This is a genomic window from Phyllobacterium sp. P5_D12 (assembly GCF_054049495.1).
The window spans coordinates 1-2,374 of sequence record NZ_JBFUMG010000639.1 but is presented as its reverse complement, the minus strand read 5'-3'; the positions used below and the strand labels follow the sequence as shown (position 1 = coordinate 2,374).

General features: G+C 58.8%; 3 protein-coding genes. 2 read left to right on the top strand and 1 reads right to left on the bottom strand.

The window, feature by feature from the left end:
- On the top strand, positions 1-524 hold a 524-nt coding region (locus tag ACXJ5O_RS24625), incomplete at its 5' end, for an ATP-dependent Clp protease proteolytic subunit (RefSeq protein WP_457302201.1).
- 6 nt (positions 525-530) lie between these two features.
- Positions 531-761 (top strand): LysR substrate-binding domain-containing protein, encoded by a 231-nt coding sequence (locus ACXJ5O_RS24620; RefSeq protein ID WP_457302200.1) that lies wholly within the window; start codon positions 531-533, stop codon positions 759-761.
- 133 nt (positions 762-894) lie between these two features.
- On the opposite strand, the gene ACXJ5O_RS24615 is transcribed toward ACXJ5O_RS24620, so the two are convergent.
- On the bottom strand, positions 895-2,374 hold a 1,480-nt coding region (locus tag ACXJ5O_RS24615; protein WP_457302199.1), incomplete at its 5' end, for an SLC13 family permease.

The following is a 2,374-nucleotide window of genomic DNA, read 5'->3' as shown; positions in this document are numbered from 1 at the left end:
ATGGTGAGGTCGAGGATGGAATGGCAGCGCTCATCTGCGCGCAATTGCTGTTTCTGGAATCGGAAAGCCCCACGAAGCCGGTTTCAATGTACATAAACTCGCCCGGTGGGGTCATCACCAGTGGTCTGGCGATCTACGACACGATGCAGTTCATCACATGCCCCGTCGCAGCGTTATGCATGGGAACTGCACGGTCCATGGGTTCTTTCCTCCTGATGGCGGGTGAACCCGGTCACCGCACTGCATTGGCCAATTCAAGTCTTCATGTGCACCAGCCACTCGGCGGATTCCAGGGACAGGCCTCGGACATTTTCATCCATGCGGAAGAAATGCGCCAAACCAAGCACCGAATGATCAGCCTCTACGCGCAGCATTGCGGGCGCTCGTTCGAGGATGTGGAAAAGACGTTGGATCGAGATCACTTCATGACCGCGGAGGAAGCCAAGGAATGGGGCCTTGTTGACTCGGTTCTGTCAAAGCGGCCTGGGGTTGAGCTCCCCCCTACCGGCAGGTCCTTTGATTGATCTCGAATGCGGGTATACAGCGCGGGTGTGAGAAGTGGTTTGGGGGTTGCAATCTTACCCGAGTATTGCATTGCCCGAGAACTTTTCGGCGGTGATGTCACCGAGATTCTTCAGGACTACCGGGTACCAAAACGCGAAATCACAGCGCTTATTCCTCACGGACGCCGATTGCCCTACAAAATCAAGGTGGAACTGGATTATTTGAATTCCCGGCTTCCCGATGGAGCGACCGGTTAATCATTCCTGGAAGACTGCTACCAGCCGCCTGCCCTCCTCGCCGCTATTACTATCGGGCGACATTTTAGATTTTGCCTACGCCTTCGATTTCAACGACCAGCCGGTCGCCATCGCCCACCGTCAAAACCTGTTATCAGAAACGCCAGATCAGGGGCACGATGAAGACAGAAACCACAAAAAACCAGATCAGCAGTGGCAAGCCGAGCTTCCAGTAATCGCTGAAAGCGTAGCCGCCCGGCCCCATCACCATCAGGTTCGTCGGCGTGGCAATCGGTGTCAGGAACGCCGCTGCCGCCGCCACCGCCGTGCTCATGAGCACGGGACGGGGCGAAATGCCCATTGCAGTTGCAGCCGCCACACCGATCGGGATGACGATCAGAGCGGTTGCCGTGTTGCTGATGAGCTGGCCCATGATCGCGGTCAGGATGAACAAGCCAGCAAGCAGCGCTACCGGTCCGGCATCGCCGACGAGATTGACAAGATGTTCCGCCATCAGCTTTGCCGCTCCGGTTTCCACCATCGCGGTGGAAAGTGGCATCATCGCACCCACGAGGATGACCGTCGTCCAGCCAATCGCACGATAGGCCTGCTCCACATTCATGATGCCTGACAGGACAATCGCACCGGCAGCAAGCAGTCCGGATACCGCCGGCGGCACAATGCCGGTCGCAAGTAGCAAGACCATTGCAACCAAGATGATGATGGCCTGGCGCGCGCCCGGGCCCATGGGAACGGCCTGACGACGTACCAGTTCGGGTGAATTGACGACCAGAACGTCTGGATCGTCGAGGTGAACGTCAAGAGCTTTCCAGGTTCCCTGCAACAGCATGGTGTCACCAGCTTGCAGCTCGATTCCACCTGCGCCTTTGGCTTTGATGGCGGCGGTTTCCAAACCTGGGCGCTGCACCGCCAGAACGATCAGATCTCCACTTTCGGTGACCATGCCGGGGAAAACTTTTTCCCCGATAAGACCCGAGCGTGGCGGGATGACGACTTCAGCAAGCCCGGAGCTGCGATTGAACAGCGTGTCCTCGCCTTGGCCGGCCGCCTTCTCATCCCGAAACGCAAGATGCATCTGGGCCGCGAATGCAGCGGCCGCGTCACCTTCACCGCGTATCAGAAGATGGTCTCCCTCAGCGACCAGGGGCCTGCGCAGCGGCCCGGCCGTTTCGCCCTCCTGTATGGCGACCAGCTGCAGCCCCGGATGCGCGGATAGATCGACTTCAGATGATGGCACGCCGACAAAAGGTGAGTTTGCCCGGACCCGCAACCGGTAGATTCCGCTGGCGAGCCCATATTGCTCGACCAGGGTTTTGGCGTGGCGGCTAAAATCGGCTGGCATGGTGGCGCCGTTGCGCTCGGGAAGCAGCTGTTTTCCGAACAGCACGATGATGGCCATGGTTCCTGCCAAAAGTGGCACGCCCACAAGCGCGAATTCGAAGAAGCCGAAGCCGCCGAACCCCGCGTCAAGCCCGGCCTCGGAAACCAGCACGTTTACCGGCGTTCCGGTCAGCGCAAGCATGGAGCCAGCATGCGCGGAGAAAACCAGCGGCATGAGTAATTGCGACGAATTACGCTTGAGGCGGACGGCAATAACGACCACTACGGGAAGC

What these genes read in the sequence shown, in the direction of transcription:
- ACXJ5O_RS24620 (WP_457302200.1), top strand. Translation starts at nt 531, where the DNA reads ATGCGGGTATACAGCGCGGGTGTGAGAAGTGGTTTGGGGGTTGCAATC.